The organism is Mesorhizobium sp. WSM3862 (assembly GCF_002294985.1).
Taxonomy (GTDB): domain Bacteria; phylum Pseudomonadota; class Alphaproteobacteria; order Rhizobiales; family Rhizobiaceae; genus Mesorhizobium.
Genome location: NZ_NSGE01000002.1, coordinates 274,398 through 301,353, shown reverse-complemented (window position 1 = coordinate 301,353; position 26,956 = coordinate 274,398). Strand labels below are relative to the sequence as shown.

Sequence of the window (26,956 nt, the reverse complement as noted above, 5' to 3'; positions counted from 1 at the left end):
GTCGGTACTTCGCTCAATTGGGGCGGTTCGCCGATTTCGGCGCGAAACGGGACAAGATCTGGATCAGCGACATGCAGCCCCAGGTTATGACGAACGCGATGATCGACAGCGCCGCCGGCTCATAGGCGCGGTTGGCCACAAGATTCTGCAAATACGGGCCGAATGCCGGCCGGTTGAGCAGGCTGGCCATGGTGAATTCGCCGATCACGATGGCGAACGTCAGGAATGCGCCCGAAAGCACGGCGATCAGCACATTGGGCAGGATCACGCGGCTGATGATCGTGCCCCAGCCGGCGCCCAGGATCTGCGCCGCTTCCGTCAACGTGCGCACGTCGATGGTGCGAAGCCCGGTGTCGACGGCGCGGTACATGTATGGCAGTGCAAGCGTTGCATAGCCGATGACCAGCAGAGCATTCGCGCCTGGATTGGTTGCCAGGAACGGCAGCGGCGAATTCGACCCATACATCCTGATATAGCCGAAGACGATGACGATGGCCGGGATCACCAGCGGCAGCAGCGTGATGAACTCGACGATCGGCCTGATCTGCGGCATGCGAAGGCGGATCCAGTAGGCCGTAGGCACGACGATCAGCACGCCGAGGAGAATTGTGAAGATGGCGACGACCACCGAAAACATGAAGGTCGCCTGGAACTGGCTGTCGCCGAGCACGACCTTGTAGGCGTCCAGGGAATAGACGCCGCGGCGCATGCGCAGCGAGAACTCGATCGTCGCGATCAGCGGGATGAAGAAATACGCCGCGCCGAGGACAAAGACGACCCAGGCCCAGAACCTGCCGGATTTCATTTCAGCCACCTCTCCGAGCGCGTCCGGAACCAGATGTAGAAGATGTTGGCAAGCCCGGTGATGACGATCATGCCGAAGGCGATCGCGTAACCGAGATGGGCATTGTGCAGCACGTCGCCGCGGATCTGGGCGTAGAGCAGGATCGGCACGATGTTGAGCGAGGACCCGGTCAGCGCATAGGCGGTGGCGATCGCCCCGAAGGCATTGGCGAAGAGCAGGATCACGGTGCCGAGGAAGCTCGGCCACAGCACGGGGATTACCACCAAGCGCCAGTATTGCGCCTGGGTGGCGCCGAGCGTGGCGGCGGCTTCGCCCCATTCCCTTTTTAGCCCGTCGATCGCCGGCACGATGATGACCACCATCAGCGGAATCTGGAAATAGACATAGGTGATCGTCAGACCCCAGAACGACAGCAGGTTGAAGCCATGCGCATAGATGTTGAAGCCGACCAGGGTGTTGAGCAGCACGGTGACGAGGCCCAGCCGGCCTAGCGTCGCGATGAAGGCGAAAGCCAGCGGCACTCCGGCGAAATTGGACGCGACACCGGAAAACGTCAGCGTCCCCGACCGTATCCAGTTGGGCAGGCCCCCGCGCACGATGGCGATGGCGATGGCAAGACCGGCGAAGGCGCCGATCAGCGATGACGCCAGGCTGACCTTTATCGAAATCCAGTAGGCGGCAACGATGTTGGCCGAAAAGAGCGCGACGATGTTGGCGAACGTGAACTCGCCCGCCTCGTTCTGGAAGGCGCCCAGCATCAAGTAGAGCGTGGGCAGGATCAGGAACATGACGGCGAAGACGAAGAACGGCGTTACGCCAAGCCAATGCGTCGGCAGCCGCATTGCGCGCGCTTCGCCGGGGGGCGCGGCCTTGCCCGCAATTGCCTGATTGGAAACCGAGAGATCGGTCATGCGCCGGCTACCGTTTTGGAAAGGGAGTCCGGGCGGCCATCGGGCCGCCCGGACCGTATTAATGCTTACTTCACATTGGCGCCGACAACGGCGTCCCAGTTCTTGGTGATGGCTTCTTTTGCCTTGCCCTGTTCATCGAGCGTCGGAAACACCGCGGCTGCATAGGACTCGGCCGGAGGCATCTTCGCCAGCATATCCGCCGGAACCTTGCCGTTCTTGGCGAGATCGTTGAAGCGGATCGGGTGGCAATAGCCCTTCAGCCAGCCGATCTGGCCTTCGTCGGAGTAGAGATATTCCAGCCAAAGCTTGGCCGCATTCGGATGCGGCGCGTAAGCGCTGATCGCCTGCACGTAAACGCCGGCGACAACGCCGGTCTTCGGCACAATGACGTCAACGGGGGGATTGCCCTTCAGCGTGTCGCGACCGGAGAGCGCGTTGTAGTCCCAGGTGACGAGGATCGGCGTCTGGCCCTGGGCGAGCGTCGCGGTTTTGCCGATGACCGGCACGAAGTTGCCAGCGGCATTGAGCTTCTTGAAAAATTCGAGCCCGGCAGTGCCTGCGGCTTCGCCAGCGGCAGCGCCGCTGGCAAGGCCGGCGGCGTAGACGGCCTGGATAGCCTGGTTCGAAGCGCGCGGATCGCCGGCAAGGGCAACCGAGTTGGCGAATTCAGGCTTCAGCAGGTCGGCCCAGTCGGTCGGCGATTCCTTGACCAGATCCTTGTTCACCTGGAACGAGAGCACGCCATAATAGTCGCCTGTCCAGTAGCCGTCAGCGTCCTTGGCGCTGTCCGGAATGGAATCCCAGGTCGAGACTTTATAAGGCTGGATCAGGCCGTCCTTCTTGGCGGACGGACCGAAGGACAGGCCAACGTCGATGACGTCAGGTGCCTGCGGGCCCTTGTTGTCCTTGTTCGCTTTGATCGCCTCGATCTCATCGCCGGAGCCTGCATCCGGGTTGAGCTCGTTGACGGTGATCTCCGGATACTTCGCCTTGAAGCCGGCGATGACGTCGCCGTAGCCGCACCAGTCGTGCGGCAGCGCGATGGTGGTGAGCTGGCCCTCGGCTTTCGCCGCCTTGACGAGATCGTCCATCGCGTCGGCGGACGAAATCACCGTCGACGCAAACAGCGCCGCGGCCGAAAGGGAAAGCACTTTCCCCGTGAATTTGAACATGTGTTCTCTCCGTTGAACTGACGCCATTGGACGCCTGCGATGCGGTATCGTTTTCGTGTGACAGCCAGATGAAAGCTTTGTGAAAGCGGCACCCCGCAACACGAAAAAGTAAACTCTCTTTAACCGGCTGTAGCAATCGCTTCGCGATTCTTTTTCCGGCTAATTATTCTCGTCCTTGCATTCCGCCCGTTGCCCTTTCCTTTCCTCTCGTTTCCAGATCAACTTTCCGCTGCATATTGTCTTAGACCGACCCTGCGATGGCATTTTCGAGCAGAGCAAGCGCCCCTTTCTTGGTGAGCTTGACCGGATTGCCGCCGGCGGTCGGATCGACCACCGCCATGTCGGCGATCAGTGTCTTGCGGTTCTTGTCCATCTCGAGGCCCTTGATCAGGCCGGGCAGCGCATGCGGCACCTTGAGCTCCTTGCGCAATTTGATGACGGCTTTCGCGAAGCCGTCGAAGCCGCCCTTGATGCCGCAATAGGCCGCGAGCCGCGCGATGCGGTGCTCGATCGCATCGCGGTTGAAGGCGAGGACATAGGGCATGAACACCGCATTGGTCATGCCGTGATGGGTGTCGTAGAGCGCGCCGATCGGATGCGACAGAGAGTGGATGGCGCCCAGCCCCTTCTGGAAGGCGGCCGCGCCCATCGCGGCCGCGCTCATCATATTCGCGCGGGCGACCAGATCCTTGCCGTTGGCGAAGGCCTTGGGTAGGTTTTCGAACACCAGCCGGATGCCTTCCACGGCGATGCCGTCGGCCATCGGATGATAGCCCGGCGCGCAATAGGCTTCGAGGCAGTGGGCGAGCGCGTCCATGCCGGTGCCGGCCGTGATGAAGGGCGGCATGCCGACCGACAGCTCCGGATCCGCAATCACGATCGCCGGCAGAAGCTTCGGATGGAAAATGACTTTCTTGGTGTGGGTCTCTTCATTGGTGATGACGCCGGCGCGGCCGACCTCGGAACCGGTGCCCGCCGTGGTCGGCACCGCGATGATCGGCGCGATCGCCTCCGAGTTGGCGCGCGTCCACCAGTCGCCGATGTCCTCGAAATCCCATACCGGACGCGTCTGCCCGGCCTGGAAGGCGATCAGCTTGCCGAGGTCGAGCGCCGAGCCGCCGCCGAAAGCGACGACCCCGTCATGCTTGCCTTTCTTGAACACGGCGATGCCGGCGGTCAGGTTGGACTCGACCGGGTTCGGCTTCACCTCGGAAAAGACGCCATAAGGCACCTTGGCATCGTCGAGGATCTTCAGTGTCGAAGCGACGACGGGCAGCTTCGCCAGGCCCGGGTCGGTGACGAAAAGCGGGCGCTTGATGCCTGCCGCGGCCAGCGCGTCCGGCAGTTCCTTGATGCGTCCCGCGCCGAAGCGGACGGTGGTGGGGTAGTTCCATTTGGAGGTGAGCTTGGACATGGATTGTCTTTCGAAAAATCAGATCGCTTCGCGCAGGTGATAGGATTTCGGCCGGGTCAGGTTGTCGTAGCCGATGGCAGACAGCGCCGCGCCCTTGCCGGTGTCCTTGACGCCGGTCCAGACCAGCGCCGGATCGAGATAGTCGCAGCGGTTCATGAACACGGTGCCTGTCTGGACCCGGTCGCCGATCGCCACGGCGCGCTCGGTGTCGCGCGTCCAGATCGAGGCCGTCAGCCCATAGGGGCTGTCGTTCATCAGTGCGATGGCTTCCTCGTCGTCGCGCACCTTCATGATGCCGACGATCGGGCCGAAGCTTTCCTCGCGCATGACGCTCATCTGGTGGTCGACACCGGTCAGCACTTCCGGCGCCAGATAGGGCGAGCCCGGCCTGTCGTTCTCCACCTTCATGTCGATATGCGCCTTGGCGCCCTTGCGCAGCGCCTCTGCCTTTTGCTCGCGGATCAGGTCGGCGAAGCGTGCCTGCGCCATCGGACCCATGGTCGTCGCCTGCTCCAGCGGATTGCCGACGACATAGTTCCTGGTCTCGGCGACAAAACCTTCGACGAACTCGTCATAGACCTTTTCGTGCACGTAGACGCGCTCGATGCCGCAGCAGCATTGGCCGGAATTGTAGAAGGCGCCGTCGACCAGATTGGCGACCGCATGGTCCATCTTGGCGTCGGGCAAAACGTATGCCGGATCCTTGCCGCCGAGCTCGAGGCCGAGCGTCATGAAGGTGCCGGCCGCGGCTTTCTCGATGGCCCGGCCGCCGGCGACCGAGCCGGTGAAGTTGACATGATCGATCTTGCCCGAGCCGAGCAGCCTTTCGGTCTGGTCGTGGTTCATGACCAGGTTCTGGAACAGGCCTTTCGGCAGGCCCGCCTTGTCGAACGCCTGCTGGAAGCGCTCGCCGACCAGCAGCGTCTGCGCCGCATGCTTGAGGATGACCGCGCTTCCGGCCATCAGCGCCGGCACGATCGTGTTGACCGCGGTGAGATACGGATAGTTCCACGGCGCGATCACCAGCACGACGCCGAGCGGCACCTTCTTCACATAGCGGCGAAAGCCGTCCTTCGGATTGGAGGCCATGATCGGCTTCAGCGCGGCTTCCGCGATCTCGACCATGTAGCTGGTGCGTTCCTTGACGCCGCCGAACTCGCCGCCATAGCGCACCGGCCGCCCCATCTGCCAGGCGATCTCGGGCACGATCTCGTCGCTGATGCCGACCAGCGCTTCCAGCATCGCCAGCATGTACTTGCCGCGCTCGGCGACCGGTGTCTCGGCCCACTTCTCCTGCGCCGCCCTGGCGCGCTCTACCGCCGCGTTGATCGCCTGATCCGTCGCGACCGGCCGCTCGGCATAGATCGAGCCGTCGATGGGTGATTTGAGTTTTACGGTATCCAAGAAGACGTCTCCAAATTGACTCTTTCAGCAGGCGATGGCTCTGACATGACCCTGCGCGGCATAGGCCAAAATGGCCCTGTCACGCGTTACGATAGTCAAATCGCGCTCCCGCGCGGTCGCTATCAGAATTCGATCCATTGGATCGCTGTGAACGACACCTGGAAGGTAGGAGGCCGCTATGAGAATACGTGGCGTCACCCCTTCCACTGTGACGGCCGCCGCCTCAACGAACTCGTCGAACCAACGGTCGGGCGTCTTCGTCGACGGCAACCTGCCCTTCGACACCAGCATGCCCATCTCCCATGCCGACATGACCGATACGTTCAGCGTGCCGGACTGAGGAGCCTTGCTGATAGCCGTTGTCGCCGCATCGGCTATCGGTTCGTCCTGCGAGATCCAGATGACCGCGCAAGTGTCCAACAGAAGGTTCTCAGTCTTCATAGACCTTGCCCCAATCCTGCTCGACAGGCTCCGTCAGATCGACCTCTGGGAGGATAGTAAGCGTTCCCTTCATGCAGCCGAAGATCGGGTGCCGTGTCGGTGTCCCGCCGATCTCGGCCTGAGCCGATTCGCCGAACCCCTTTGAAGTGCCGGAACCTGGCTGAACGCGCCGAAAGACCAGTTTTTCGCCCGCTATATTGACGGACTCAGTCTGGAACCCCGCGGCCAGCCACTCCTTTGTCATTGGATTGTTGCTGGGGTTATTGCTCCACCAAGCCGGATACTGCTTGGACGCCGGTAGCTTTTCGCCAAGCAGCTTCTCGATGTCGCTGAACGACATCGGAACCCGCTCGCCGGTTTGAGCCATAAGATACGAACGCAAAGGCGAATACTTTCCCATTCTCACGCTCCCGAACTCAACCAGCCAAGACTACAGCTTTAGTTAGGTTCAGTCAACGTTCGACTACAGCTTTAGTAGCGTTCAAACCCCCGGTGCAGTTCCCAATCCGTGATCCGGCGGTCGTATTCGAACTGCTCCCAGCGGGCGGTGTGGACATAGTGCTCGATTACCTCCTCGCCGAAGGCCTGCTTCAGCATCGTGGAGCCTTCCAGCGTCTCGGCGGCATCGCGCAGCGTCTTCGGGATTTCCGGCAGTTGCGACGCCTGATAGGCGTCGCCGACAAACGGCTTCTGCAGCTCCAGCTTCTCGTCGATGCCGGCGAGACCGGCCGCGATCAGCGCGGCGAAGGCGAGATAGGGGTTGAGATCGGCGCCGCCGATGCGGCATTCCATGCGGATGCCTTTGGTACCCTCGCCGCACAGCCGGAATCCCGCCGTGCGGTTGTCCTCGCTCCACATGATCTTGGTCGGCGCGAAGGTGCCGGCCTGGAAGCGCTTGTAGGAGTTGATGTACGGCGCCAGGAACCAGGTGAACTCCTTGGCGTATTTGAGCTGGCCGGCCGCCCATTGCTGGCCGAGGCTCGACAGCGTCCATTCGGCGTTTTTGTCGAAGAACAGCGGCGTCCCGCCGTCGGCGCTCCACAGCGAATTATGGATGTGGCTGGAATTGCCGGCGAGCCCGTAATTGTACTTGGCCATGAAGGAGATGGCCTTGCCTTCGGAATCGGCGATCTCCTTGGCGCCGTTCTTCAGGATGACGTGGCGATCCGCCATCTCGAGTGCTTCGGCATAGCGCACATTGATCTCTTCCTGGCCGGGACCCCATTCGCCCTTGGAATTTTCGATCGGGATACCGGCTGCCTCCATCTCGTTGCGGAGCCGGCGCATGACGCCTTCTTCCTTGGTGGTGATGCCGATCTGGTAGTCGCCGATATAGGGCGAAGCGCTGTCGAGCCCTTGCCAGTGCTTCTTGCGCGCCGATTCATAGGTTTCGCTGAACAGGTAGAATTCGAGCTCGGAGGCGAAGTAGCCGATATAGCCGCGCTCGCTCAGACGCTTGACCTGCTTTTTCAGGATCGCGCGCGGCGAATGCGCGAGGTCCTCATGGTCGTGATGATCGAGCACGTCGCAGATGACCAGCGCCGTCTTCTCCAGCCATGGGACGCGCCGAAGGGTCGACAGGTCGGGTTTCATGACGAAGTCGCCATAACCCTTCGACCAGCTCGCCGCCTTGTAGCCCGGCACCGGCTCCATATCGATGTCGCAGGCCAGCAGATAGTTGCAGCCATGCGTCTCGCCATGCGCGGAATCGACGAAATACTGGGCCAGGAAGCGCTTCCCCGCGAGCCGGCCCTGCATGTCGACGATGCAGGCCAGCACCGTGTCGACCTCGCCGTTCGAGACCGCTTTCTTCAACTGATCGAACGAGAAATTCCCGGCCATTCCTTTGGCACTCCAACACTTGTCGATTGAAAGGGAGAAACGAAGCCCTGGCCGGCGTGACGCCGGCCAGGGCGATGATGTTCGATATCAGTGGCCGGTCTCGCCGACCGCCTGCTCTGCCGCCTTGATCGCCGCCTGGCGCGCCGCGATAATGTCGCCGAGCGGCGGCCCCTGGAAGCGGTTGCGCTCGAAGGCGAACCAGACGACCGCCGTCAGGATGAAGAAGCCGACGGTGATGTAGAGCGCCCAGTCGTTCGGCGGCTGGATGCCGATGACGAAGATCAGGATCATCGACACGATCGAGAGCAGACCGAACAGCATGAAGATGCCGCGGCCCATGTTCCACGGCCCCATCTTGTCCCACTTCGGCGTCCCCCAAGCCATCATGCCGAGCACGATCGGCACGGTGAAGGAGAGGAACAAGAAGATGACGGTGCAGGACACCACAATCGTGTAGGCCGAGGTGCCGGCGACCGAGACCACCGACGAGCCCCACACGAACAGCACCGACAGGATCGAGGCTGTCCAGATCGCCGCCACGGGCGTGCGATAGGTCGGGCTGACCTTGGAAAGCGCTGCCGAGCCCGGCAGGCCGCCGTCTCGCGAGAAGGCGAAGATCATGCGCGAGGCCGAAGTGACGGTGGCAAGGCCGCACAGCAGCTGTGCCAGGAACACGACGAGATAGACGAACTCCTTCAGTCCGGTTCCGACGCGCTGGTCGAAGGCCCAGAAGAACACGTTCCAGCCCTGCTTGGCGGCCTCGTCCATGTTCGGGATCATCAGCACGAAGGCAGCCAGGAACAGGTAGCCGAACAGCGCCGACCAGATGACCGACATGACCATCGCGCGCGGCACGGAAGAAGCTGCCTTGATGGTTTCCTCCGACGTGTGCGCCGAGGCGTCATAGCCGGTGATCGTATAGATCGGCAGCAGGAGGCCAAGCGCGAAGACCCAGGCGTTCGAAACCTGCGGCCACACGCCGCCTCCGGCATCGCCTGAGTAGTTGTGGAAGGTGAAGAGGCGGCTGAAGTCCCAGGTCTCGGCCGAGAGCAGGCAGACCACCGCGATCAGGATCGAGCCGAAGAAGATCAGATAGCCCGAAAAGTCGGTGAGCTTTGCCGTCAGCTTGATGCCCAGATGGTTGATTAGCGCCTGCGCGCCGGTGATGATGACCAGGAAGATCGTCTGGGTGGTCAGGTTGTTTTCAATGCCCAGCGCCGGCCCGAAAGCGCCGACGAAGAAAGTCCAGGTGCCGACATTGATGGCGCCGAGCACGGTGATCAGGCCAAGCAGGTTGAGCCAGGCGGTAACCCAGCCGGTGCCGCGATTGCCGAGGATCGAGCCCCAGTGATAGAGGCCGCCGGCCGTCGGATAGGCCGAGCTGATCTGCGACATGGCGACCGCGAAGGTGAGCGACACGAAGCAGCCCACCAGCCAGCCGATGCCGATGCCGATGCCGCCGGCGCCGGAGGTCGCCTGCGCCAGCGAGTTGATGCCGCCGGACAGGATGCAGATAATGGAGAAGGAAACCGCGAAATTCGAGAAGCGGCTGAGGCGCCGCTCCAGTTCCTGGGCATAGCCCATGCTGTGGAGGACTTGTATGTCCTCAGCCTTGTCGACTTCGGTGTAGTCATTTGCTGCCATGTTGGAAGTCCCCTGTGGTTTCTTAGCTGGCCGACTGTACTGACTTTCCCATTGCGCGTTGTCGGGAGCCCCTGGCCTCCTCGGGCTCCAGATTAGAGAATATGCCTGTGAGCAAATCCGCCCATTTCCGCTGCCCGGTCTCGCTGGAGATCTCGTCGTTGCGGATTTCGATCATCGCGCAGGCAAGGCCGCGCGAGCGCGCGTGCCGTTCCAGCGTGAAATAGACGCGGTCGGCCGGCGAATAGGGTTCGTTGACGCCAACGGTGACGCCGGAGAGCCGCTTGAGCGCCGATATCAGCGGCGCCGCCAGCCGGCGGTCGTCGTCATGGATGATGCCGATATGCCAGGGACGGGTCCTGCCCTTATAGACCGGCGTGAAGGAGTGCACCGACACCAGGCGCGTTTCCTGCCCGAGCGCCAGCCGCTGCTCGATGATCTCAGCGATCGTGTCGTGGAACGGACGCCACGCGAGATCGATCCGCTCCGCGCGCTGCTTGCCGGAGAGATTCGAATTGCCCGGAATGGCCGTCGCCTCGCTGACCGGCGGCACGAGGTCCGGCGCGTCGAGCGGGCGGTTGCAGTCGATCACCAGGCGCGAGATGCGGGTTTCGACCAGCGTGGCGTCGAGCGCGTCGGCCATCCGGCTGGCGACCGGCAGCGCGCCCGGATCCCAGGCGATATGCCGGGAGAGATCCTCGGCGGGCAGCCCGAGCGTTCCGAATTCGGCGGGCAGGAAGTTCGAGGCGTGATCGCAGGTGAGGACGAAGGGGCTCGAGCCGCCGGGGTTGGTCACCCTCACGGTCTCCGACGGTGCAAGGCTGGCGCGCCGTGCTTTCTCCATACTGCCGTCCCCTCGGGAGCGCTGTATCTTATGTTACGTAATTTGCCTCATTGCGCCCCTGTGAATGATTTCATACAGTTTACGCGGCTTTGTCAAACGCGGAATTCCGAAAACGGCGGCGACCGGGTCAAAGGGTGGGGAAAACGATGATCTCCAGTATTGCCGAACTGATTTCGGACCGCATCGGCACCATGCCGGCAGGCGAGCGCCGCGCCGCGCAGACGCTGATTGCCAACTATCCGCTGACCGGGCTGAAGACGGTGGCCGAGTTCTCGACCGCGGCGGGAGTCTCCTCACCGACGATTCTGCGTTTCGTCGCCAGGTTAGGCTTCCAGAACTATCCCGAATTCCAATCGGCGCTGCAGGATGAACTGGCCGCGCAATTGCAGTCGCCGGCCTCTCGCACGCTCAACTCGGCGTCGCCCGCCAATGGCGGCGCCGTTTCGCCGATGCTGGAGGCGACGCTCGACAACATGCGCGAGACGTTCCGGCACCTTACCGACAAGCAGTTGGCCGACATTGCCGCACGGCTTGCCGAGCGCCGCGGCAAGACCTTTCTGATCGGCGGCCGCTTCACCGATCCGCTGGCGCGCTACATGGCAGCCCATCTCGCCATCATCCAGCCAGACGTCTACCACCTCGCGGGCCAGGAGAGCATCTGGCGCGACCGGTTGATCGACATGGGCAAGCGCGACGTGCTGGTTATCTTCGACATCAGGCGCTACCAGGAAAGTCTGCTCCGCTTTGCCGAAAAGGCGCACCAGCGCGGCGTCCAAATCGTGCTCTTCACCGATCAGTGGCTCTCGCCGATCGCCCGCTTCGCCCGCCATGTGATCGCCGGGCGTACCGCCGTGCCTTCGGCCTGGGATTCATCCGCCGCCCTCTTTGTCGTCGCCGAAACGCTGATCGGCGCGGTTACAAGGCAGCTCGAAGCCGCCGGCGCCAAGCGCATCCGCGACCTGGAGAGCCTGCGCTAGGCAGTTCCAGGCAACGGCTTCCGTTCGGTTTTGCTTTGACCGAATGGCGGCCGGCGCCCCCCCAAATTGCGGCAAAAGATGGGGCCGAAGCGATGATCCCGCTTCACGTTACCGAGATTTAATGTGCACGTTTGCGTGATAATTGCCATAAAACGCTGATATTATGATGTGGCGTGGCCGGTATCGCTCTCACGCCGTATCGTCGCTCAGCCTGCTTCCACTTGGAACCGGCGGACGATTCTGCCGCTGGAGTGTCAATGTCGAGCTGGAAACAGATTGTTCTTGCGCTGGTGATCGTGGTTGCCGCTGCGGCCGCCTGGGCGCGCTTCTATCCCGGCGCGCCTGAGGTATTGGCACGCTGGGGAATGGACTGGGCGATTGCGGCGACGCCCCCCGTCACGGGAAGCATCGAGACCGGTTCGGCCCGGTCCGGTCGCAACCGCGGCGGCCAGATCGTGACCATTGTCGCCTCCCCTGCCGGCACCGCCACCATCAACGACAGGCTTCAGGCGATCGGGACCGGCCGCGCCAATGCGACAGTCACCGTCAATCCATACTCTTCCGGCCGCCTCACCGAACTGCCGGTGCAGTCCGGCACCCATGTCGAAAAAGGCGATGTCATCGCCAGGCTCGATTCGGAGACGGAAGTGATTGCGCGCGACCGTGCCAAGGTCGCGCTCGACGACGCCCAAGCGAAGCTCGACCGGGTCAAGTCGCTGCGAGCCTCCAATGCCGCCACGCAAGTTGCCGTCGCGGATGCCGAGGTGGCGCTCGCCAATGCCAAGCTGGCGCTGCGCGATGCCGAGCTCGCGCTCGAGCGCCGCTCGGTCGTCGCGCCTATCGAAGGCACTGTCGGTATCCTGCCGATCGCCGCCGGCAACTATGTCACCAGCCAGTCGGCGATCGCGACGCTTGACGACCGCTCGAGCATATTGGTCGATTTCTGGGTGCCGGAGCGTTTTGCCGCCGCTGTAAAGGTCGGACAGCGATTGTCGGCCACGCCGCTGGCCAACCCCAACCAGGTCTATTCCGGCACGGTTTCGGCCATCGACAACCATATCGACGAGAACAGCCGCACGCTGCTCGTCAAGGCGACGATCGCCAACCCGGCGGATTCGCTGCGCGCCGGCATGTCGTTCCAGATCGCCATGAAATTCCCCGGCGACACCTATCCGGCCGTCAGCCCACTGGCCATCCAGTGGGGCACCGACGGCGCCTATATCTGGACCGTCGAAAACGGCAAGGCAAAGCGCGTGCCGGTGCGCATCATCCAGCGCAACACCGAGACGGTGCTGATCGATGCTCCCGTCGAGAGCGGCGATATGGTCGTGACCGAAGGCACGGAGAGTGTCAGCGAAGGCGGCGACGTCCGGACCGCCGGCGAGGACCGCGCCACCGCGGCCGAAGGCTCATGAGCGCCGCCGGCGACCAGACCGCGGGATCGGGCCTGACCGCGCTCTTTATCCGCAGGCCGGTCATGGCCTTCGTGCTCAATACGCTGATCGCGGTCGCCGGCCTCGCAGCCTTCTGGGGCGTCGAAATCCGCGAACTGCCGGATGTCGACCGCCCGGTCATCACCGTCAACACCACCTTCGAGGGCGCGGCCGCCGAAACCGTCGACCGCGAGTTGACCGACCCGATCGAAGGCGCCGTCGCGCGCGTCTCGGGCGTCAAGTCGATCTCGTCGACTTCATCTTTCGGCCAGAGCCGCGTCACCATCGAGTTCAACGACGGCGTCGATCTCAATGTCGCCGCCTCCGATGTCCGCGATTCCGTCAGCCGCATCACCAACCAACTGCCCGAGACCGCCGATGCGCCGCGCATCGTCAAGGCCGACGCCAATTCCGACCCGGTGATGCGGCTGGCGGTCACGTCCGACACCATGTCGGTGCAGGACATGACGGTGCTGGTCCAGGACCGCATCGAGGACGAGCTCGCCGCCGTCCCAGGGGTCGCCGACGTTCAGGTATCCGGCGACCGCGACAAGATCTTCCGCATCGACGTCGACCAGAACAAGCTGGCAAGCCATGGCTTCACCGTGGCGGATTTGCGCAAGGCGCTCGCCTCCGTCGCCTTCGATTCCCCGGCCGGCTCGATCACCACCACCAACCAGGACCTCGTCGTGCGCACGACGGCCGACGTGACCACGCCGGAGGAATTCGAGAGCATCGTCATCGGCGGCGCGACGCGCATCCGCGACGTCGCCACCGTGACGCTCGGCCCCGACATCGGCCAGACCTCATTGCGCTCCGACGGCAAAACCGGCATCGGCCTCGGCATCATCCGCCAGGCGGAATCGAACACGCTCGATATATCGACCGGCGTCAGGGCTGCCGTCGAGAAACTCCAGGCAAATCTTCCGCAAGGCATGTCGATCAAGGTCACAAGCGACGATGCCGTCTTCGTCAACGGCGCGGTGCACGAGGTTGAGATCGCGCTCGCGCTTTCCGTCTCGATCGTGCTGATCGTCATCTACGCCTTCCTGCTCGACTGGCGCGCGACGCTGATCCCGGGCCTGTCGATGCCGGTCGCCATGATCGGCACCATCGCCGCGATCTATCTCGCCGGCTTTTCCATCAACATCCTGACGCTGCTGGCGCTGGTTCTGGCGACGGGCCTCGTCGTCGACGACGCCATCGTGGTGCTCGAAAATATCGTGCGCCGCCGCAACGAGGGCATGGGGCCGCGCGCGGCCGCCGTGCTCGGCACCCAGGAAGTCTTCTTCGCCGTCGTTGCCACGACGCTGACCCTGGTCGCCGTCTTCGTGCCGATCTCCTTCCTGCCGGGACAGACCGGCGGGCTCTTTCGCGAGTTCGGCTTCGTGCTGGCGATGTCGGTACTGCTCTCCTGCGTCGTGGCGCTGACGCTCTGCCCGATGCTCGCCTCGCGCATGCTGACTAGCGCCTCTCTTCACCACGAAGGTGGCAGCGGCGTGGGCGCTCGCATCGGCGGCGCATTGCATCGGCTCTACATGAGCTGCCTGCATGCCTGCCTCGGCGCCCCCTGGATCGTAGTGCTCGTCGCTATGCTCTTCGCTGGCACCGCCTTCACTTTGTTCGGCACGATACGTCAGGAGCTGACGCCGACCGAAGACCGCGCCGTCGTTTTGCTGCGCATCAACGCGCCGCAAGGAGTCAGCCTCGACTACACGACCGAGCAGATGCGCAAGATCGAGCGGCTGATCCAGCCTTTGCGCGATTCCGGCGAGATCCGCAGCACCTTCGCGAATGCCGGCAACAACGGCGCCTACAATAGCGGCTTCATGGTGATGACGCTGGCGCCGTGGGCCGAGCGGACGCGCAGTCAGCAGGAGATCATGGCCGAGATCAGCCGCCTGACGAAGCAGGTGCCAAGCGTCCGCGTTTTCCCGGTTCAGCCCAACAGCCTTCGCATCCGCGGCGCCGGCAGCGGCCTGCAATTCGCCCTGGTCGGCAACGACCGCAAGGCGCTAAGCGCGGCGGCGGTGCAGATCGTCGAGGAGATGCGGCAGGATCGACGCTTCCAAGCACCGCGACTCTCCGTCGACCTTACGCAGCCGCAGCTTGCCGTTGCCATCGACCGCGAGCGCGCCTCCGACCTCGGCATCGACATCACCGGGCTTGCGGACACGCTGCAGGCGATGCTCGACGGCAACGATGTCGTCGACGTCTACATCGCCGACCGCAGCTATGGCGTGAAGTTGGTCTCGACCACCAATCCGATCAACGATCCGACGGATCTGGAAAATATCTTCCTCAAAACGTCGGACGGCCGCTTCGTGCCGATGTCGACCATCGCCACGCTGACCGAGCGCGCCGTGCCGCCGTCCCTCACTCGCGAGCAGCAGCAGCCGTCGGTGGCGATCACCGCCAATCTCGGCGGCAGCTTCGCGCTCGGCGATGCGCTGACGCGTGCCGAGGAGATCGCAACACCGCTGCTGCCGTCGGACGCGCGGATCGTGCCGCTGGCCGAGGCGGCGACGCTCGGCGAGAGCAACAGCGCCATGGCGACCATCTTCGGTTTCGCGCTGGTCATCATCCTTCTGGTGCTGGCGGCCCAGTTCGAGAGCTTCGTCAGCGCCGTCATCATCATGGCGACAGTGCCGCTCGGGCTCGCCTGCGCCATCTTCGCGCTGCTTTTGTCGGGCACCAGCCTCAACGCCTACAGCCAGATCGGCCTGGTCCTCCTGGTCGGGGTCATGGCCAAGAACGGCATCCTGATCGTCGAGTTCGCCAACCAGCTGCGCGATCGCGGGCTTGGCGTGCGCGAGGCGATCGAAGAGGCCGCCACCATTCGCCTTCGCCCGGTGATGATGACGATGATCTGCACCGTGCTCGGCGGCGTGCCGCTGGTGCTGGCTTCAGGCGCAGGCGCCGAGGCGCGCGTGGCGCTCGGTTGGGTGATCGTCGGCGGCCTTGGCCTGGCGACCGTCTCCACGCTTTTCCTGACCCCTGTCGCCTATCTCTTGCTTGGGCGCTTCGTCACGCCCAAGGCGCATGAGGAAGCCCGCGTGAAGCGTGAACTCGAGCAAGCCGCCTATGCCAATGTCGAGCCGGCGGAATAGTGGACGAGCACGAGCCAGGCAGCGCAGCTACTTGCCGGTGAATTCGGGCAGCCGAATGTATGGATTGCGCTGATCGTAGGAATATCTTGGCTCGCCTTTGCCTGACGAAACGGCACCAGCTATGAGCACTCCTTTCGGCCCAAACTGATAATCGATGCCGGCACAAAGATGCGCGAGCGTTTCATAGTCGAAGTTGCGCAATTCGCTGCCGGCTGCGAATGCAGCCGCTTTCAATGCATCCGACGAAAGCGAGCCGAGCATGCTATCGCGATAGGCCCTGACCTTGGCCTTGCTGAGCCGCGATGACTGGCATTCAGAGCCGACGACGCGCGCCAGCATGATATTTCTTATTGCGGTCGATGCTGGATCATTCAAAGAGGCCGAATATTTATTGAGAAAATAGTTCGTACCCGGATCATTGGTCATCGACTTACGCCAAATGGGCGGGAACTTGTCGGCGGCCTCGGCACTAAATGTACCTGCCATTGACACCAGGACGAATCCGACAAACCACCGTAGCCTCATAGACGCGACCTCGAGTTATTTTGATCAGGGCTTAACAAACACCTTGCCGTTCGGCTTGGCCAGCTCGTCCGGCAGCCTGGCCATGGCCTCGTCCAGCGGCACCACCGCCGTCACATCCGTCGACCAGCGCCCGTCGGAAAACCTCTTCTGCGCCTCCAGCACCGCCGGGCCGAGCCGGTCGCGGAACTGCCGCATCCATTCGGCCAGCCAGAAGCCTTCGATGCGCTTGTGCTGGAAGATCAGTTGGCCGGGCTCGCGGATGACAGTCGCCTCGGCGTCGAGCCTCCCATAGACGATCCAGCGCGAGCGCTTCGGCATGACGTTGAAGATGGCCGAGGCAAGCGGTCCGGTCACTGCGTCCAGGAAGATGCGGGGCTGCTCCGCCTTCATCACCTCGCGCAGCGCGGCCTCGAAATCCGCCGCCTTCTCGTTGAGCGCATGGGCGGCGCCCAGCTCTTTCAGCAGCGGGATCTGCTCGTCGCGGCGCACAGTGACGATCGGCCGAAAACCCTCCTCTTTCGCCAGCCCGATGATCAGCTTGCAGAGCTGGCTGGCGCCGGCAGTCATGATGAAGGCCTTCTCACCCTCCTCTCTGACGATGTCGAACATGGCTAAGGCGGTCAGCGGATTGACGATCATCGCCGCGGCGTCCTCGTCGCGCACCGTGTCGAGCAGTGGAATGCAGGAAGCCGCCTCGGCGACCGCGTATTCTGCCCAAGCACCCCAGTTCGACACGCCGGTGGCGAAGGCGACGCGCTTGCCCGCAAGGCTTTTTGCGTATGGATCGTCGCCAGTCGAGGCCACGATTCCGACGCCCTCAAATCCGGCCGGCCGGCCCTGCACACGGGGCTGGCCGTATTGCCCTGTGATGAAGGCGATATCGGACGGGTTGATTGAGGCGAGACTGACCTTGATCAGCGCTTGTGTCGGACCAGGCGCCGGCACGGCGATGCTGCCGGGCTTCAAATAAGGCTCCATCGCCTCCGGCACGCTGGCCGAAGGCGTTTTGCTGTAGCCGTCGCCGACAAGCAGCAAGCCTCGCATTTCCGATGGAAGCGTCATGGCGGTCAGATCTTCTCCTGCGTGTATTTCCTGAGCTCGGCGCGCGCCACCTGCCGCCGGTGCACGGCGTCGGGCCCGTCGGCCAATCGCAGAGTTCTCAGATGCGTCCACGAGCGGGCGAGCGGCGTATCTTGGCTGATGCCTTGCGCGCCGAACATCTGCACCGCCTCGTCGGTGACCTTGAGCGCGACGCGCGGCGCTACCACCTTGATCTGGCTGATCCAAGGGGCCGCAGCGCGTGCATCGCCCTGGTCGATCATCCAAGCTGCCTTCAGGCACAGGAGCCTCGCCATCTCGATCTCCATGCGGCATTCGGCGACGATGTCGAAATTGGCGCCGAGCTTTGCCAGCGATTGGCCGAACGCCTCGCGCCGCACCGAACGCTGGCACAGCATCTCCAGCGCCATCTCGGCCTGGCCGATCGCACGCATGCAATGATGGATGCGGCCTGGCCCAAGCCGTCCCTGCGCGATCTCGAAGCCCCTGCCCTCGCCGAGGATCAGGTTCGCCGCCGGCACCCGCACATCCTCGAACCTCAGATGCATATGGCCATGCGGCGCGTCGTCGTCGCCATAGACCTGCATTGGACGGAGCTTGGTGATCCCCTCGCTCTCCGCCGGCACCAGGATCATCGAATGCCGGCGATGCTGTGGCTCCTCGTCCGAGCCGGTCCTCACCATGACGATATAGATGGCGCAGCGCGGGTCGCCGGCCCCGGACGCCCACCATTTCTCGCCGTTAAGCACATAGTCGTCGCCCTGCCGCTCGCAGCGCATCGAAATATTGGTGGCATCGGATGAGGCGACGTCCGGCTCGGTCATCAGATAGGCCGAGCGGATATTCCCTTCGAGCAGCGGCTCCAGCCACTGCCGCCTGTGCTCTTTTGAGCCGTAGCGCTCCAGCACTTCCATATTGCCGGTATCGGGCGCCGAGCAGTTGAAGGCCTCGGCGCCGAGATGCGCCTTGCCCATCTCCTCCGCCAGATAGGCATATTCGACCGTCGACAGGCCGTAGCCGCGCTTGGAATCGGTCAGCCAGAAGTTCCACAGCCCGCGCTCCCGCGCCGTCTTCTTCAGCCCTTCGAGGATTTCGGTCTGCCTGGCCGTGTAAGTCCAGCGGTCACCGTTTCTGCCGACCTCGGCGAGAAACTCCTCGCCGAGCGGCGCGATCTCGTCGCGCACCATCGCGGCCACGCGCTGATGGATCGGCTTCAGCCGCTCGGTCATGCCGAGGTTCATGTCCGCCATCGGTTCCGACCCTTTCGCTTCTTTATCCGTGGCAAGGATGACCGTACTTCGGCTAGCCTTGTCAACGCGAGTCCTTCGGTTCCGGCCGGGACGAGGTGCGCGGGAGGAATTTGGATGAGCTATCTCGACAAGCTGTTCTCGGTCGCCGGCAAGACCGCGCTTGTGACCGGTGCCGCAACCGGCATAGGCCGCATGGTCGCGACCGGACTGGTGCAGGCCGGCGCCTCCGTGATGATCGCCTCGCGCAAGGGCGAGGACTGTGTGCGGGTCGCCGACGAAATCAACGCGCAGGGCAGCTCCGGTCGGGCCGAGGGATTTGCCGGCGACGTGTCCAGCGAAGCGGGCATCGCCGCGCTGGTTGCCGAGGTGAAGGTCCGAACGGACCGGCTGCACATCCTGGTCAACAATGCCGGCATTTCCTGGGGCGCGCCGCTCGCAGAGTTTCCCTACCACGCCTGGACCAAGGTGTTCGGCGTCAACGTCACCGCCGTCTTCCATCTGACGCGCGAGCTTTTGCCGCTGCTCGATGCCGCAGCAAGCGACGATGACCCGGCCCGCGTGATCAATCTGGGCTCGGTGATGGGCACGCAGCCGCTGGCCGACGATGCCTATTCCTACACCGCCTCCAAGGCTGCGGTGCATCACCTGACGCGCACGCTGGCAATCGAATTCGCCGCCCGCCGCATCACCGTCAACGCCTTTGCGCCCGGTCCCTTCCAGAGCCGGATGACGGCCTTTGCCACCGCCACGGAGGAGCAGGCGAAACGTGTCGGCAGCCATGTTCCGCTCGGCCGCATCGGCGTGGCGGATGACATTGCTGGCGCAACGCTCTATTTGTGCAGCCGTGCCGGAAGCTATGTCACCGGCGCCATCCTGCCGATCGACGGCGGCCAGTCGGTGCAGCACGGGATGACATTGTTCAAGGAGTAGGACGCCCGGTTCAAGCAATCGCGATCCGGGCGGGGTGCGGAGGACATCAGCGTGGAACCGATCAGTCTCGATACGCTTCTGGCCAGCGTCGGCAAGGAAGTCGGCGTGTCGCCCTGGCGCACGGTGACGCAGCGCATGATCGATCAGTTCGCCGACGCCACCGACGATCACCAGTTCATCCATTGCGATCCGGAACGGGCCGCGCGCGAGACGCCGTTCGGCGGCACCATCGCGCACGGCTTCCTGTCGCTGTCGCTGCTGTCGGCCATGACCTTCGAGACCATGCCGCCGATCGAAAACACCAAGATGGGCGTCAATCACGGCTTCGACACGCTGCGCTTCCTGGCGCCGGTGAAGACCGGCTCGCGCATCCGCACCCATTTCGTGCTGGCCGACGTCAAGGTGCGGCCTTCGGGATGGGTGCAGACGGCGCACGACGTCACCATCGAAATCGAAGGATCGAAGAAGCCGGCGCTCACCGCGCGCTGGCTGACCCTGACGCTGATCGAGCGCCAGCCCGAGACCGCATGAGCGGCGACGCGAACGCGCTCGACCAAGCAGCGCTTGCGCCTTATCTCGAAGCGCATGTGCCTGGTTTTTCCAAGCTTTGCGCGGCCCAAAAATTCAAGTCCGGACAGTCGAACCCGACCTATCTGCTGACCGCCGCCAGCGGCCGCTACGTGCTGCGCGCCAAGCCGCCGGGGCAGTTGCTGAAATCGGCACATCAGGTCGACCGCGAATTCCGGGTCATGCAGGCGCTGAGCACGACCTCCGTGCCGGTGCCGCGCATGCTCCATCTTTCAGGCGAGGTGACGCCGATCGGCCGCATGTTCTACGTCATGGAGTTCCTCGACGGGCGCATCTTCTGGGATCCGACGCTGCCGGATACATCAGGCAATGGCGAGCGTGCCGCGATCTACGACGCCATGAATGCGACCCTCGCCGCCCTGCACCAAGTCGATGTCGAGGCTGTGGGCTTAGGCGATTTCGGCAAGCCCGGCAGCTATTTCGAGCGCCAGTTCGCGCGCTGGACAAGTCAGTACCGCGCCTCCGAAACCGAAAGCATAGCCGCTATGGATCGGCTGATGACCTGGCTGGAGACGCATATGCCGGCCGATGACGGCCGGGTCTCGCTGGTGCATGGCGACTACCGATTGGACAATATGATTTTCGCCAAGGACGAGCCCAAGGTCATCGCCGTGCTCGACTGGGAACTGTCGACGCTTGGCCATCCTTTTGCCGACCTCGCCTATCAATGCATGCAATGGCGGCTGCCGCATGCGTCGGGCTTTCGCGGCCTAGACGGCATCGACCGCGCCTCGATCGGCCTGCCGTCCGAGGAGGCCTATGTCGCCGCCTATTGCCGCCGGCGCGGCATCGACGGCATCGGCAACTGGACCTTCTTCCTCGCCTTCTCCTTCTTCCGCCTGGCGGCGATCTGCCAGGGTGTCTACCGCCGCGCGCTGGACGGCAATGCCTCCAACCCGGAAAAGGCCAGGACCTATGGCGAGGCGGTGAAGCTGCTCGCCGCGCTGGCGGTGGAACTGATTGACAAGAAAAGTTGAGGGAGCCAAGCCACGCGCCGTTTCGATGGAGCGACGGTGCTGATCACCGGTGCGACAGGCGGTCTCGGCAGCGGCGCGGCCAAAGCCTTCGCCACTGAGGGCTCGCGGCCATGCGCAGGCGCTGGACGGCGGCATCAGCGCGATCCAGTTCGGAAAAAGTGGGCAGCGGCTTTTCTGTTCGGAATTAAGTAGGAACAAAGCGTTAGGCGTATCTTGGGGAACCAGGCCGCTCCCTTGTCCGTTTCCGTACAGCGTATATAATTTTGTCAGGCAACCAAGCATAAAGGCAGGCGGAAATTGCCGCTGAGCGTTCAGAAACGCCGCGAGAAACAGAAAGCCGAGCTTCGTTCCGAACTGGTCGACGCAGCTCACAAGCTTGTGCAGGAAGAGGGCTACGAAGGGCTTACCATTCGCAAGCTTGCCAAGCGGGTCGGCTACGCGCCGATGTCGGTCTATTCCTATTTTGCCGATAAGCAGGACATCCTGTTCGCGCTCGCCGAGGACGCGTTCGAAACGCTTGCCCGCCGCATCGAGGAGCACCCGGCAGACGATCCCGTTGAGGCGCTGCGGGCTGTGATGACCGAGTATGCCGCCTTCGGGCTCGGCAATCCCAATGAATACCGCACCGTCTTCATGACAGAGAAGACCCGGCTGCCGGAAGGCCGGAGCTACGAGGAGATGGAACAGGGCAATCCGGCGATGAAGGTGCTGATCAAAAGGGTCGAGGCCTGCGTCGCAGCCGGCAAGCTCAAAGGCGACCCGCGCGCCATAGCCACCATGCTGTGGACCGTCGGCCACGGCACGATCTCGCTGCTGATCACCTTTCCCTTCTATCCGTTCGGCGACCCCCAGGCCTATGTGAAGCGGATGTGCGATTTCATGCTGGCCTCGTTGTCGGCGCAGGACATACCCCCGCTCACCGAAACACCGGTCAACTGCTGACCGGCTTCGCCGGCTTGACACAACGCCGGTCGCTTGATTTGCGACGCCAGTTACTCGGTTCAAGCTAATTTGTCGTACGCGTACAAATTCCCTCTTGAATTCAGCTTCCATTAACCGTATCTGTACGTTGTGTCGTACATGTACGATTGGAGACGGAAAGATGAAAAAGACAATCCTCGCGCTCGCTGCCTTGCTGGCTTTCTCGGGCGCCGCTTTCGCTGGCGGGAGCCAGCCGGCCAAGCACGCCCCTGCGGCCTGCACCCAGACTCACACCAATCAGGCGCTCGACTGCGCCGCGACCGGCTCGGTGGAAAAGCCCGATGCCGCCAACATCCAGACGACCAAGGGCCCGCGGCTCGGTATCGACGTGAACCCTTGGTTCGTACCCGGCCTCTAATCAGGCCAAATCGCGAACGAAAACCGGCGGCGCTTGGCCGCCCGTTGTTCGTTTCGCCTGAAGCCCAATTTGACTGCGGCGGCGGCTCTACTTCTTGCGCGACTTCATTCCAGGCAAGGTCTTGGCCCTGCCAGGCTTTGCCGGCCCGCCGGGGATGGTGGTGCTGGTAATCGACACCGGATCGCTGGCCGGGAAGGTGTCCTCGAGGCCTTCCTCGAGCTCTTCTTCCTCGATCTCGCGATCCCGCTCCAGCGAACGGACCGCCTCTGTCTTCTTGGGCGTCTTCGGCGCGGATTTGGACGGCATCGGCACTCTCCTCGCAAGCCGCAGAAACGGCCCGGACCGGTGAAGGTTCCCCGAGGCCGGCCCGTTCGGACCGGTTGGCGCAGGATCAGTTCGCCGCGTCGCTCGCCGCTTCCGACAGCAAAGTAAATACATAGTCCGAGAAGGAACGCCAGCATTCCACCCGGAACGTGTCTTCAGCGGTACGCAGCAGCACGATCTCGGACTTGCCGAGAATGGTGCGCGATGCTGCCCCGACCGGGAAGGCCTCGAGCGACAGGTCCTGTGGGCAACCGGAATTGACCGTCACCGCGGCCGCCGGCCCTGCAACCGAGATCGCCACATTGCGATGCGAGATGCCGACCGCGGAGTGCAGCGCCGAAACCTTGGCGCAGTCGGCCAGCGGATCGTTGCCGGCATCGTCGATCACCAGCCATTCGTCCGGTCCGAGCCATAAGGCGGTGCGCCCGCCTTTCGCCGCCGAGGTCTTCGGCTTCGACGGCAGCGTCACGCCGAGCGCCTTGGAGAGCGCGGCGACGGAAGCTTCGGGCGCGCGCAGCGAGATGCGTTCGGCCGGCGGTAGGATCTCGACCTTGACGCCCGGCGCCGACACCGCGCGGCCGGCAAGTGCCGGACGCCGTTCGACGGCAGCTGAAGCGTCGGCGGCTTTTGTCTTGGCGGCAGCCTTAGCCATTGAGGCGCTCCCCCTTTTCGTCGACGAACACCATGCCGGTGACCTCCACCTCGATCGTGCCGTTCGGCATCGGCACATAGAGCGTCTGGCCCATGCGATCACGGCCGCCGGCGACCAGCGCCAGCGCGATCGAGCGCCCGCAGTTCTCCGACCAGTAGCTGGAGGTGACGTGGCCGATCATCTTCATCGGGATCGCCTGTTTCGGATCCTCGACGATCTGCGCGCCTTCTTCCAACACGACCTTCGGATCCTTGGTCTTCAGGCCGACCAGTTGCTTGCGGCCGTTGGCGACGAGATCCGCGCGCATCATGCCGCGGATGCCGACGAAATCGGTCTTCTTCTTGCCGACCGCCCAGTCGAGACCGGCATCGTTCGGCGTCACCGTGCCGTCCGTATCCTGGCCAACGATGATGTAGCCCTTTTCGGCGCGCAGCACGTGCATTGTTTCGGTGCCGTAAGCGGTCGCGCCATGCTTCTGGCCTTCGGTCCACAGCGCTTCCCACACCGCTTCGCCGTAGTCGGCCGGCACGTTGACCTCGAAGCCGCGCTCGCCGGTGAAAGACATGCGGAACAGCCGCGTCGGCACGCCGCAGATCTTGCCTTCGCGCACCGACATATGCGGCAGTGCCTCGTCCGACATGTCGATGCCTTCGACCAAAGGTTCGATGATTTTCCGCGCGCTCGGCCCCTGCACGGCGATCACCGCCCATTGCTCGGTGATAGAGGTCAGCCAGACATTGAGATGCGGGAACTCGGTCTGGAGATAATCCTCCATGTGATGCATGACACGCGGCGCGCCGCCGGTGGTCGTCGTCACATGGAAGCGGTCCGGCGCCAGCCTGCCGACGACGCCGTCATCATAGATGAAGCCGTCCTCGCGCAGCATGATGCCGTAGCGGCAGCGGCCGGGCTCCAGCTTCTCCCACGGGTTGGTGTAGAGCAGCTCCATGAACTTCGCCGCATCCGGCCCGACGACCTCGATCTTGCCGAGCGTGGAGGCGTCGAACAGGCCGGCCGCTTTGCGCACCGTGACGCATTCGCGGTTGACAGCGGCGTGCATGTCCTCGCCGGCTTTCGGGAAATACCAGGCGCGCTTCCACTGGCCGACATCCTCGAACACGGCACCTTGGGCGGCCGCCCAGCCATGCGTCGCCGTGCGGCGCGTCGGGTCGAACAGCGCGCCACGCGCATGGCCGACGATCGAGCCGAAGGTGACCGGCGTATAGGGCGCGCGGAACGTGGTGAGACCAACCTGCGGGATCGGCTTGCCGAGCGTCTCGGCGGCGATCGCCAGGCCGTGCATATTCGACGTCTTACCCTGGTCGGTCGCCATGCCGTTGGTGGTGAAGCGCTTGACGTGCTCGATCGAGTGCATGCCTTCATGCACCGCCTGGCGAATGTCCTTGGCGGTGACATCGTTCTGAAAATCGACGAAGGCCTTGACCGTGGTGCCCGGCCCGGCGCCGGGCGCAGCGCCAAGCATGCCGCGTGACCAGCTTTCACTGGCATCGACCTTCGGCTTGGCGCCCTTGCCCATCTTGCCGCTGGAATCCTTGCCGCCGGCGTCCCTTGCCGCCTGGGCGCCTGCCGCATAGGCCTCGTCGACCGTTGCCTCCAGACCGTCCGTGCCGTTGCAGGCGCCGACCGAGACGCAGTCCTGCGCATACGTCCCCGGCACGAAGCGTCGCGCCTCCTCGTTGAAGGCGACCTTGCCGCGCGACTGCGAGAACAGATGCACCGACGGCGTCCAGCCGGCGGACATCAGGATGGCGTCGACCGCGATCCTGCGCTCGCCGCCGCCGTTCTTCGGCTGCACCGTCATCGACGATACGCGCAGCTTGCCGCCGGCGCTAACCACAGCGCGACCGAAATTGATCTCGATGCCGAGGCTCCTCGCTTCGTCGATCACCGCCCCCGACGGGTTGTCGCGCAGGTCGACGATGGCAGCGACATTGACGCCGGCCTTCCTCAGGTCGATCGCGGCCGCGTAGGCCGAGTCGTTTGCCGTATAGACGCCGACATTCCTACCGACCGCCACGCCATAGTGGTTGAGGTAGGTGCGCGCCGCCGATGCCAGCATGACGCCCGGCCGGTCGTTGTTGGCGAACACCATGTGCCGCTCGATCGCGCCGGTCGCGAGCACGACCCGCTTGGCGCGAACCTGCCACAGGCGCTCGCGCGCCAGCTCCCGGCCGGGGCTCTTGAGATGGTCGCTGACCCGCTCGACCAGGCCGACGAAGTTCTGCGCGTAGTACCCGAAAGCTGTCGTGCGCGACAGCACTCGGACATTGTCCATCGCCTTGAGTTTGGCGATCGCGGCTTGTGCCCAGGCAAAGCCGTCCTCGCCATCGATCCTGGCGCCGCTCTCGAAGCGCAGGCTGCCGCCGAATTCGGCCTGCTCGTCGGCGAGGATCACCCGCACGCCGGTTTCGGCTGCGGCAAGCGCTGCGGCGATGCCGGCCGCACCGCCGCCCAGCACCAGCACGTCGCAATGCGCGTAGCGCGCCGCATAATGGTCGGGATCCGGCCGGTCGGGGGAAACGCCAAGGCCGGCCGTCGCGCGGATCTTCGGCTCATAGAAGTTCAACCAGGCCGACTTCGGCCACATGAAGGTCTTGTAGTAAAAGCCGGCCGAGAACATCGGCGAGGCAATGTCGTTGACCGCGCCGACATCGAAGGCGAGCGAGGGCCAGCGGTTCTGCGAATTGGCGGTGAGCCCGTCATAGAGCTCCTGCACGGTCGCGCGCACATTCGGTGTCTTGCGCGCGTCGTCGCGAACGATCTGCACCAGCGCGTTGGGCTCTTCCGCGCCGGCCGACAGGAAGCCGCGCGGCCTATGGTATTTGAAGGATCGGCCGACCAGATGGACGCCGTTGGCGAGCAAGGCCGAGGCCAGCGTGTCGCCTTCGATGCCGAGATAGGACTTGCCGTCGAAGCTGAACGAGGCTGTCTTGGCCTGGCTGAGGCGCCCGGCGCCGGAGATGCGGAACGACGCGTTCATTTCGAGGCTCCAGGCAGCTTCGCGGGCCTCGGCTCGCCGGCCTTGTAGGTCATGACGAACTTGTCGGTGACGGTGTCGCGCACGGCGTTGAAGAAGCGGGCGCAGCCATGGATATGCCGCCAGCGCTCATAGATGACGCCTTTCGGGTTCGAGCGGATGAAAAAGAATTTCTCGAAATCGTCTTCGCTTTCGGCGGCAATGTTGGTCGGGCGCGCGATATGCGCCTCGCCGGCATTGCGGAACTCGAGTTCCGGGCGCTCTTCCTCGCAATAGGGACAGCGGATGAGAAGCATCTAGGTTGATCCTACAATTCTCCA

26 protein-coding genes are annotated in these 26,956 nt (G+C 63.7%); 9 read left to right on the top strand and 17 right to left on the bottom strand.

What is annotated here, in order from left to right; all coding sequences use genetic code 11:
- Positions 1–13 precede the first annotated feature (13 nt).
- The 10 genes from CK224_RS05770 to CK224_RS05725 all read right to left on the bottom strand — a co-directional run bounded on the left by CK224_RS05770 (position 14) and on the right by CK224_RS05725 (position 10,474).
- A complete protein-coding gene (locus CK224_RS05770) occupies positions 14–805 on the bottom strand; it encodes an ABC transporter permease (protein ID WP_067002564.1) in 792 nt (263 codons plus the stop codon).
- Positions 802–1,647, bottom strand: coding sequence for an ABC transporter permease subunit (locus CK224_RS05765; protein WP_170950271.1), 846 nt, complete (start codon positions 1,645–1,647; stop codon positions 802–804). The genes CK224_RS05770 and CK224_RS05765 overlap by 4 nt, the downstream gene beginning before the upstream one ends.
- A 134-nt stretch (positions 1,648–1,781) precedes the next feature.
- A complete protein-coding gene (locus CK224_RS05760) occupies positions 1,782–2,888 on the bottom strand; it encodes an ABC transporter substrate-binding protein (RefSeq protein WP_067002568.1) in 1,107 nt (368 codons plus the stop codon).
- Between the two features lie 241 nt (positions 2,889–3,129).
- Positions 3,130–4,302, bottom strand: coding sequence for an iron-containing alcohol dehydrogenase (locus CK224_RS05755; protein ID WP_095781104.1), 1,173 nt, complete (start codon positions 4,300–4,302; stop codon positions 3,130–3,132).
- Between the two features lie 18 nt (positions 4,303–4,320).
- Positions 4,321–5,706, bottom strand: coding sequence for an aldehyde dehydrogenase family protein (locus CK224_RS05750; RefSeq protein ID WP_095781103.1), 1,386 nt, complete (start codon positions 5,704–5,706; stop codon positions 4,321–4,323).
- Positions 5,707–5,730: 24 nt separating this feature from the next.
- Complete coding sequence (locus CK224_RS05745; protein WP_095781102.1) at positions 5,731–6,147, bottom strand: type II toxin-antitoxin system VapC family toxin; 417 nt, start codon at positions 6,145–6,147, stop codon at positions 5,731–5,733.
- The gene (locus CK224_RS05740) at positions 6,137–6,547 is read right to left on the bottom strand and encodes a hypothetical protein (RefSeq protein WP_095781101.1); all 411 of its coding nucleotides are present in this window, start codon (positions 6,545–6,547) and stop codon (positions 6,137–6,139) included. The genes CK224_RS05745 and CK224_RS05740 overlap by 11 nt, the downstream gene beginning before the upstream one ends.
- A 71-nt stretch (positions 6,548–6,618) precedes the next feature.
- Positions 6,619–7,989 carry a glutamine synthetase family protein gene (locus tag CK224_RS05735; RefSeq protein ID WP_095781100.1) on the bottom strand — a complete coding sequence of 457 codons (1,371 nt, stop codon included), beginning with the start codon at positions 7,987–7,989 and terminating at the stop codon, positions 6,619–6,621.
- Positions 7,990–8,076: 87 nt separating this feature from the next.
- Entirely contained in the window at positions 8,077–9,633 is a 1,557-nt protein-coding gene (locus tag CK224_RS05730; RefSeq protein ID WP_067002581.1) for an amino acid permease, read from the bottom strand.
- Between the two features lie 22 nt (positions 9,634–9,655).
- Positions 9,656–10,474 carry an N-formylglutamate amidohydrolase gene (locus CK224_RS05725; protein ID WP_095781099.1) on the bottom strand — a complete coding sequence of 273 codons (819 nt, stop codon included), beginning with the start codon at positions 10,472–10,474 and terminating at the stop codon, positions 9,656–9,658.
- A gap of 146 nt (positions 10,475–10,620) precedes the next feature.
- Here CK224_RS05725 and CK224_RS05720 point away from each other — a divergent pair, with 146 nt between their 5' ends.
- The 3 genes from CK224_RS05720 (at position 10,621) to CK224_RS05710 (ending at position 15,994) form a co-directional block, all read left to right on the top strand.
- On the top strand, positions 10,621–11,451 hold the full coding sequence (locus CK224_RS05720; protein ID WP_067002767.1) for a MurR/RpiR family transcriptional regulator: 831 nt from the start codon (positions 10,621–10,623) through the stop codon (positions 11,449–11,451).
- Between the two features lie 257 nt (positions 11,452–11,708).
- Positions 11,709–12,866, top strand: a complete 1,158-nt coding sequence (locus tag CK224_RS05715) for an efflux RND transporter periplasmic adaptor subunit (protein WP_095781098.1) — start codon at positions 11,709–11,711, stop codon at positions 12,864–12,866.
- Positions 12,863–15,994: an efflux RND transporter permease subunit gene (locus tag CK224_RS05710; RefSeq protein ID WP_095781097.1), complete on the top strand. Its 3,132-nt coding sequence runs from the start codon at positions 12,863–12,865 to the stop codon at positions 15,992–15,994. Before CK224_RS05715 ends, CK224_RS05710 begins: the two co-directional genes overlap by 4 nt.
- A 27-nt stretch (positions 15,995–16,021) precedes the next feature.
- On the opposite strand, the gene CK224_RS05705 is transcribed toward CK224_RS05710, so the two are convergent.
- From CK224_RS05705 to CK224_RS05695, 3 genes are all read right to left on the bottom strand, one after another.
- Positions 16,022–16,480: a hypothetical protein gene (locus CK224_RS05705; RefSeq protein ID WP_067002590.1), complete on the bottom strand. Its 459-nt coding sequence runs from the start codon at positions 16,478–16,480 to the stop codon at positions 16,022–16,024.
- Between the two features lie 63 nt (positions 16,481–16,543).
- Positions 16,544–17,581, bottom strand: coding sequence for a zinc-binding dehydrogenase (locus CK224_RS05700; protein ID WP_095781095.1), 1,038 nt, complete (start codon positions 17,579–17,581; stop codon positions 16,544–16,546).
- Positions 17,582–17,586: 5 nt separating this feature from the next.
- On the bottom strand, positions 17,587–18,828 hold the full coding sequence (locus CK224_RS05695) for an acyl-CoA dehydrogenase family protein (RefSeq protein ID WP_095781094.1): 1,242 nt from the start codon (positions 18,826–18,828) through the stop codon (positions 17,587–17,589).
- Between the two features lie 114 nt (positions 18,829–18,942).
- Between CK224_RS05695 and CK224_RS05690 the strand changes: the two genes are divergently transcribed.
- The 6 genes from CK224_RS05690 to CK224_RS05670 all read left to right on the top strand — a co-directional run bounded on the left by CK224_RS05690 (position 18,943) and on the right by CK224_RS05670 (position 22,662).
- Positions 18,943–19,758 (top strand): SDR family oxidoreductase, encoded by an 816-nt coding sequence (locus tag CK224_RS05690; RefSeq protein ID WP_095781093.1) that lies wholly within the window; start codon positions 18,943–18,945, stop codon positions 19,756–19,758.
- A gap of 45 nt (positions 19,759–19,803) precedes the next feature.
- Entirely contained in the window at positions 19,804–20,289 is a 486-nt protein-coding gene (locus tag CK224_RS05685; protein ID WP_277816115.1) for a MaoC family dehydratase, read from the top strand.
- Positions 20,286–21,323 (top strand): phosphotransferase, encoded by a 1,038-nt coding sequence (locus CK224_RS05680; protein WP_095781092.1) that lies wholly within the window; start codon positions 20,286–20,288, stop codon positions 21,321–21,323. The genes CK224_RS05685 and CK224_RS05680 overlap by 4 nt, the downstream gene beginning before the upstream one ends.
- 36 nt (positions 21,324–21,359) lie before the next feature.
- Positions 21,360–21,515, top strand: coding sequence for a hypothetical protein (locus CK224_RS31875; RefSeq protein ID WP_245425754.1), 156 nt, complete (start codon positions 21,360–21,362; stop codon positions 21,513–21,515).
- Positions 21,516–21,620: 105 nt separating this feature from the next.
- Complete coding sequence (locus CK224_RS05675) at positions 21,621–22,265, top strand: TetR/AcrR family transcriptional regulator (RefSeq protein ID WP_095781091.1); 645 nt, start codon at positions 21,621–21,623, stop codon at positions 22,263–22,265.
- Positions 22,266–22,425: 160 nt separating this feature from the next.
- The gene (locus CK224_RS05670; RefSeq protein ID WP_095781090.1) at positions 22,426–22,662 is read left to right on the top strand and encodes a DUF680 domain-containing protein; all 237 of its coding nucleotides are present in this window, start codon (positions 22,426–22,428) and stop codon (positions 22,660–22,662) included.
- Between the two features lie 87 nt (positions 22,663–22,749).
- On the opposite strand, the gene CK224_RS05665 is transcribed toward CK224_RS05670, so the two are convergent.
- The 4 genes from CK224_RS05665 to CK224_RS05650 form a co-directional block, all read right to left on the bottom strand.
- Positions 22,750–22,968 carry a hypothetical protein gene (locus CK224_RS05665; protein ID WP_095778807.1) on the bottom strand — a complete coding sequence of 73 codons (219 nt, stop codon included), beginning with the start codon at positions 22,966–22,968 and terminating at the stop codon, positions 22,750–22,752.
- Between the two features lie 85 nt (positions 22,969–23,053).
- Complete coding sequence (locus CK224_RS05660) at positions 23,054–23,638, bottom strand: sarcosine oxidase subunit gamma (RefSeq protein ID WP_095781089.1); 585 nt, start codon at positions 23,636–23,638, stop codon at positions 23,054–23,056.
- Entirely contained in the window at positions 23,631–26,639 is a 3,009-nt protein-coding gene (locus tag CK224_RS05655; RefSeq protein WP_095781088.1) for a sarcosine oxidase subunit alpha, read from the bottom strand. The genes CK224_RS05660 and CK224_RS05655 overlap by 8 nt, the downstream gene beginning before the upstream one ends.
- Entirely contained in the window at positions 26,636–26,932 is a 297-nt protein-coding gene (locus tag CK224_RS05650) for a sarcosine oxidase subunit delta (RefSeq protein ID WP_095781087.1), read from the bottom strand. Before CK224_RS05650 ends, CK224_RS05655 begins: the two co-directional genes overlap by 4 nt.
- Positions 26,933–26,956: the final 24 nt, after the last annotated feature.

Bases quoted from the DNA above. Each gene is read 5' to 3' on its own strand.
- CK224_RS05735 (WP_095781100.1), bottom strand. From the start codon at position 7,989: ATGGCCGGGAATTTCTCGTTCGATCAGTTGAAGAAAGCGGTCTCGAAC.
- CK224_RS05700 (WP_095781095.1), bottom strand. From the start codon at position 17,581: ATGACGCTTCCATCGGAAATGCGAGGCTTGCTGCTTGTCGGCGACGGC.
- CK224_RS05660 (WP_095781089.1), bottom strand. From the start codon at position 23,638: ATGGCTAAGGCTGCCGCCAAGACAAAAGCCGCCGACGCTTCAGCTGCC.
- CK224_RS05715 (WP_095781098.1), top strand. From the start codon at position 11,709: ATGTCGAGCTGGAAACAGATTGTTCTTGCGCTGGTGATCGTGGTTGCC.
- CK224_RS05765 (WP_170950271.1), bottom strand. From the start codon at position 1,647: ATGCGGCTGCCGACGCATTGGCTTGGCGTAACGCCGTTCTTCGTCTTC.
- CK224_RS05770 (WP_067002564.1), bottom strand. From the start codon at position 805: ATGAAATCCGGCAGGTTCTGGGCCTGGGTCGTCTTTGTCCTCGGCGCG.
- CK224_RS05680 (WP_095781092.1), top strand. From the start codon at position 20,286: ATGAGCGGCGACGCGAACGCGCTCGACCAAGCAGCGCTTGCGCCTTAT.
- CK224_RS05690 (WP_095781093.1), top strand. From the start codon at position 18,943: ATGAGCTATCTCGACAAGCTGTTCTCGGTCGCCGGCAAGACCGCGCTT.
- CK224_RS05650 (WP_095781087.1), bottom strand. From the start codon at position 26,932: ATGCTTCTCATCCGCTGTCCCTATTGCGAGGAAGAGCGCCCGGAACTC.
- CK224_RS05665 (WP_095778807.1), bottom strand. From the start codon at position 22,968: ATGCCGTCCAAATCCGCGCCGAAGACGCCCAAGAAGACAGAGGCGGTC.
- CK224_RS05730 (WP_067002581.1), bottom strand. From the start codon at position 9,633: ATGGCAGCAAATGACTACACCGAAGTCGACAAGGCTGAGGACATACAA.
- CK224_RS05695 (WP_095781094.1), bottom strand. From the start codon at position 18,828: ATGGCGGACATGAACCTCGGCATGACCGAGCGGCTGAAGCCGATCCAT.
- CK224_RS05705 (WP_067002590.1), bottom strand. From the start codon at position 16,480: ATGGCAGGTACATTTAGTGCCGAGGCCGCCGACAAGTTCCCGCCCATT.
- CK224_RS05760 (WP_067002568.1), bottom strand. From the start codon at position 2,888: ATGTTCAAATTCACGGGGAAAGTGCTTTCCCTTTCGGCCGCGGCGCTG.
- CK224_RS05755 (WP_095781104.1), bottom strand. From the start codon at position 4,302: ATGTCCAAGCTCACCTCCAAATGGAACTACCCCACCACCGTCCGCTTC.
- CK224_RS05655 (WP_095781088.1), bottom strand. From the start codon at position 26,639: ATGAACGCGTCGTTCCGCATCTCCGGCGCCGGGCGCCTCAGCCAGGCC.
- CK224_RS05670 (WP_095781090.1), top strand. From the start codon at position 22,426: ATGAAAAAGACAATCCTCGCGCTCGCTGCCTTGCTGGCTTTCTCGGGC.
- CK224_RS05725 (WP_095781099.1), bottom strand. From the start codon at position 10,474: ATGGAGAAAGCACGGCGCGCCAGCCTTGCACCGTCGGAGACCGTGAGG.
- CK224_RS05740 (WP_095781101.1), bottom strand. From the start codon at position 6,547: ATGGGAAAGTATTCGCCTTTGCGTTCGTATCTTATGGCTCAAACCGGC.
- CK224_RS05745 (WP_095781102.1), bottom strand. From the start codon at position 6,147: ATGAAGACTGAGAACCTTCTGTTGGACACTTGCGCGGTCATCTGGATC.
- CK224_RS05710 (WP_095781097.1), top strand. From the start codon at position 12,863: ATGAGCGCCGCCGGCGACCAGACCGCGGGATCGGGCCTGACCGCGCTC.
- CK224_RS05720 (WP_067002767.1), top strand. From the start codon at position 10,621: ATGATCTCCAGTATTGCCGAACTGATTTCGGACCGCATCGGCACCATG.